This is a genomic window from Mesorhizobium sp. M7A.F.Ca.US.006.04.2.1 (assembly GCF_004022915.1).
Taxonomy (GTDB): Bacteria; Pseudomonadota; Alphaproteobacteria; order Rhizobiales; family Rhizobiaceae; genus Mesorhizobium; species Mesorhizobium ciceri.
This window is the reverse complement of the sequence record NZ_RZQA01000494.1, coordinates 1-4,885: the sequence shown is the minus strand read 5'-3', so window position 1 is coordinate 4,885 and position 4,885 is coordinate 1. Positions and strand designations below refer to the sequence as shown.

4 protein-coding genes are annotated in these 4,885 nt (G+C 64.3%); all 4 read right to left on the bottom strand.

The window, feature by feature from the left end:
* Nucleotides 1-653: nuclear transport factor 2 family protein (locus EN925_RS41520; RefSeq protein ID WP_128336966.1), on the bottom strand; the 653-nt coding region annotated here is incomplete at its 3' end.
* The gene (locus EN925_RS23495) at nt 650-2,032 is read right to left on the bottom strand and encodes an aspartate aminotransferase family protein (protein WP_127384527.1); all 1,383 of its coding nucleotides are present in this window, start codon (nt 2,030-2,032) and stop codon (nt 650-652) included. The genes EN925_RS41520 and EN925_RS23495, both read right to left, overlap by 4 nt.
* 96 nt (nt 2,033-2,128) lie before the next feature.
* Nucleotides 2,129-2,860 carry a LamB/YcsF family protein gene (locus tag EN925_RS23490; protein WP_127368829.1) on the bottom strand — a complete coding sequence of 244 codons (732 nt, stop codon included), beginning with the start codon at nt 2,858-2,860 and terminating at the stop codon, nt 2,129-2,131.
* Nucleotides 2,861-2,872: 12 nt separating this feature from the next.
* The coding region (locus EN925_RS23485; RefSeq protein ID WP_128336964.1) for a molybdopterin cofactor-binding domain-containing protein at nt 2,873-4,885 on the bottom strand (2,013 nt) is incomplete at its 5' end.

Sequence of the window (4,885 nt, the reverse complement as noted above, 5' to 3'; positions counted from 1 at the left end):
CGGTAGGAATCCTTGAGCGCTATGAGCTCCCCCGAGAAAGCGAAGATATCGCAGCCGTCGACTTCGATTTGCTGCCCCGCTGCCGTGGTGCCGACGAAGCGCCATGATGAAAGCCCGGTGTCGCCCGTCACGACGTGCCGTCCTCTGGTCCACGCGGCCTTCGGGAAAGCATCGAACAGCGCTGCATAGGCGGCGCGCACGGCGTCACGCCCCATATGCTTGCGCCCTTCGGCATCGGGTCCAGCCGAGCCGTGGAAAGCGCAATTCTCAGCCATGCAGTCCATCAGCGCGCCCACGTCGCGGGCGTTCCAGGCTGCGAGGAACCGGTCGAGCACGGCGAGCCGCCTGGCTGCGAGGTCGCCGGCCTCAACGACCTCGACCTCCAGAAAGGCGAGCGGCGCATCGCCGGCATTGATGACGTTGTGGGCCACACCCGTCCGCCGCGAATAGGGCACCCCTTGAGTGAGGGCGGCTTGCGACTGCGCGCCGTCCGGGCCTTCGAGACCGAGCTTGCCGTCCGTAAGCGGCACGATGACGTAGTCATGGCCATGGATATGCCAGCCGGTCTCGGCCCCGGCGGCAAAGCGCCATTCGGTGACCCGAAAGCGTTCGTCGTCGATATGGACGACCGGTTCGGCTTTCATGCGGGTCATTCGAGTCCCTCCTTGGCAACCGCACCGGTCAGGCGCTCAAGCGTCCGGCCCATGCGCGTCATGATTTCTTTCACATCGTCTTCTGTCGAGATCATCGGCGGGCAGAGCGCGAGCTGATCGCCGATGGCGCGGAAGATGAGGCCTTCCTCGTGGCCGATCCCTGCTGCGATACCCCCTGCGCGCCCAACCTTGGCGAAGGGGCGTTTCGTCGCCTTGTCTGCCACCAGCTCAACGGCGCCGATAAGACCGGTGCCCCGCGCTTCACCGACAAGCGGGTGATGGGCAAATGAGCGGATGCCGGCCTGGAACGACGTCTCGAGGCGGGCCGCGTTTCCGATCAGGTCCCGCTCCTCGAAGATGGCCAGGTTTTCGAGACCCACTGCCGTCGCGACCGGATGACCTGACGCCGTGAAGCCGTGGCCGAAATTGCCGATCGTGGCGGTGTTGTCGGCGATCGCCTGATAGATCGCATCGGAGAAAATGACGGCGGCAAGCGGCATATAAGACGACGTGATTTGCTTGGAGACCGTCATGATATCAGGCGTGAAGCCGTATTTCTGAGCGCCGAAGGGCGTACCAAGCCGCCCGAAACCACAGATCACCTCGTCCGCTATCAGAATGATATCATTTGCCCGGCAGATTTTCTCCACGCCTTCCCAGTACCCGACCGGCGGTGGCAGAACGCCGCCGGCTGCCATGAGCGGCTCTCCTATGAAGGCTGCGATGGTGTCAGCCCCTTCTTCGGCGATCACCGCTTCCAGCTCGGCGAGCAGGCGCGCCGTGAAGGCGGCTTCGTCTTCGCCTGCCATGCCGAAGCGATAGAAGTGCGGGCAGGTCAGGTGGCGAACGGGAATGGCCGGCAGATCGAAGTCGCGATGGTTGACCGGCAAGCCCGTCAGGCTGCCGGAGGCGACGGTGATGCCGTGATAGCCCTTGGTCCGTGCCAGGAATTTCTTCTTTTTTGGCCGGCCCAGCGCGTTGTTCATGAACCACATCATCTTGACGATGGTGTCGTTGGCTTCCGAGCCCGACGACGTGAAGAAGACACGCGTCAGGTTTTCCGGCGTCATCTCCACGAGTTTCTCCGCGAGCCGGATGGATGGCTCATGCGCCTTGGAGGAGAAGGTGTGGTAGTAGGGCAGCTTCAGCATTTGCTGATAGGCAGCGTCGGCCAACCGCTTTTCCGAAAAGCCGACGCCCACCGACCAGAGCCCGGCCAGCCCTTCGATGTATTCCTTGCCGCGTTCGTCATACACACGGATGCCGTCGCCGCGGCTGATGATCAGCGGCCCGGTTTCTTCGTGCTGACGCAGGTTGGTGTAGGGGTGCATGGTGGTGGCGATGTCGGCGGCGGCGAGAGAGTTGGAAAGCGCATCCATGGAAGTCCTCAGCGGCTTGGAGAAATGGTTCGGGCAGTGAGTTCGAGATAGTCCTCGAGTCCCCTGCGTGGAGCTTTCACGATTCGGGAGAATGAATCATGGCAGGCCGTTGGAATGAGTGTCGATGATCCGCCGCATCAGCGCGGCGACGTCGCGCGCATTCGGCGGATCGGAGTGGATGCAGACGGTGTCGAAGTCGACCGGGCGGATCGTGCCGTCTGTCGTGACGAGTTCGCCTCGAGTAAGCGCCCCTATCATGCGGTGCTCGGCAAGCGTCAGGTCGATGGCCGACTGGACGCGCGGGATGATCAGGCTGCCGCCGGGAGCGTAGGCAAGATCGGGAAAGAACTCGCCCACGAAGGCAACGCCGAGTTCGGCTGCCGCCGTCTCGTGACAGGTTCCCGCCATGCCGAAGAGAGGGACGCCGAACGGCTTGACCGCCGCGGCAATTGCCCGGGCAGTGTCGACGTCGTGCGCGGCCATGCCGTAAATGATGCCATGCGGCTTGACATGGCTGAGTTGCCCGCCCTCGGCGACCAGCATCCCTGTCAGAGCACCGATTTGATAGAGGAAGGCAGCTGTCAGTTCCTCCGGCTGAAGTCTCATTTCGCGCCGGCCGAACCCCTCACGATCGGGAAGGGAGGGATGCGCGCCGACCCGCTTGCCATGCGAAAGGGCGAGCCGCACGGTCTTCAGCATCGTCCATGGATCGGAGGCGTGGAAGCCGCAGGCGATGTTGGCGCAATCGATATGAGGCATGATGCCGGCATCGTCACCGAAGCGCCAGTTGCCGTAGCTTTCGCCCATGTCGCAGTTCAGGGTGACCATGGTTTACTTGCCTCAGCCCAGAGTGTTCAACGCCCAGCCGGGGGCGATGTGCGGGAATTCCGGCGGTGGTTCGCGCTCATGCAGCAGTCGAAGCACGCGTGGCGGCGTCACTGGCAGCTGCCGTACCGGCTTGCCGATGGCGCGTGCCACAGCGCAGCCGATTGCCGCGCCCACCGCCAGGATCGGGACCTCGCCCGCACCCTTGGCGCCTAGAGGCCCCATCGACGGCGCGCCCTCGTAAAGGTCGGCGGCGACCGGAACCACATCCTGCGCCAGCGGCAGGCGATAAGTCTCGAAATCGTCCTGCGCGATGCGTCCGTCGGCGGTGAGCGTCACCTCCTCGTGCAACGCATAGCCGAGCCCCTGTACCACGCCGCCCTGTATCTGGCCCAGGATGGCGCGCGGATTGAGCGCGCGGCCGACATCTTGAACTACGCGATAGGCCAGCACCTCGACATGGCCGGTGTCTGGATCAACCGCCACCTCGGCCTCGTGAACGACGAAGACGGGAATGTCGAGCGCATCGATGAAATGCCCCATCGCGCAGCCGGACATTGCCGGAGTGTTCCTGGCGGTAAAGGCTCCGCTTCCGGTGATCGGGCCGGTGGTTGCCTGCGCATGGGCGACGACAGCGGGGATCGACATGCCGGAACCGGGAAGTCCCGTGATCTCGACACGACCGTCCCGCAGCACCAGGTCTTCCGGTCGGGTCTGGAGCATCTCGCCGGCGGTCCGCAGCAGCTTCTCTCGCACTTCCGCGCAGGCGGCGATGCTCGCGGCACCAATGGACACGGTGGTGCGCCCACCGCCAACGCCGACATCGAGACCGGCGGCATCCGTATCGGCTTCGCGCACGATCACCTGGTCGGGAGCAAGCCCGAGCTGCCCAGCCACGATCTGCGGCAGGGATTGCACCATCGTGCCGGATCCGATCTCCACACCCGAGGTGACCAGCGTTGCGCTGCCGTCGGCGTTCAAATTCACCGTCGCCGCCGAAGGCCCGACGAAAACGAACCATGTGCCGACCGTGGTCGCAATTCCATAGAGCCTGCCGTCGGCCTTGGCCTCTGATGTACCGGTGCTGGCGCGCAGTGTCTCCATGCGATCGAGCATCGGACCCAGCACGTCGGCCTCGAAAACCTGCCCCGTGGCACCGAGATCGCCATCTCCCAGGACATTTTTCTTCCGGAACTCTATTGGGTCGAAGCCTAGCGCATCGCAGATTTCGTCGGTGTGTCGCTCCAACGCGAAGGTGTTGTAGACGCCATTGCAAGCTCGGAAAGCGCCGTTGGGTGGTGTGTTGGTGTATACGGCGCGGCTGACGAGCCGCGTTGCGCCAACCCTGTAATTGCCGCCCAGCGTGTGCGCCGTCATCGTTGTCAGGAAAACCTGTTCGCCGCCATACGCGCCGCAGTCCATCAGCACGACCGCCTCGCGTCCGGCGATGTATCCTTCGGCAGTGACAGCGGAGCGGATGCGGATTTCCGCATTCTCGCGGCAGAGGCAGGTTGCCATCTCTTCCTGCCGGGTGTTTTCCAGGACCACCGTGCGCCCGGTCATCCGCGCCAGAAGTGCCGTGATCGGCTCGATGGACGCATCGAATTTCAGGCCGAACCCGCCTCCGACAGGCGGCACGGTGACCCGCACACGCCCGGGCGCAAGCTGCATGACCCTTCCGGTGACGTTGCGAACTGTCCAAGGCACCTGCGTCGAGGTCTGGATGTGAGCCCGGCCGTCCTCCCAGGAGCCGATGGCAACGCGCGGTTCGAAAGGCACATGGCTCTGCCGGCCGACGGTAAAGCTGCTCTCGACTATGCGTATGTCGGGACGGGCGAAGGCCGCATCGACGTCGCCGCGGCTGGATTTTGCCTCCCATGCGATGTTGCCGGCACGTGCGCCGCCCTCGGTGATCGCCTCATAGCCGCGCCAGCCCTCGTGGACGAGACGGGCTGCGGGCTGGAGCGCTTCGGCCATGGTGGACACCGGTGCCAGCGGCTCGATCTCAAGCACGATGACGGCAAGCGC

Bases quoted from the DNA above. Each gene is read 5' to 3' on its own strand.
- EN925_RS23495 (WP_127384527.1), bottom strand. From the start codon at position 2,032: ATGGATGCGCTTTCCAACTCTCTCGCCGCCGCCGACATCGCCACCACC.
- EN925_RS23490 (WP_127368829.1), bottom strand. From the start codon at position 2,860: ATGGTCACCCTGAACTGCGACATGGGCGAAAGCTACGGCAACTGGCGC.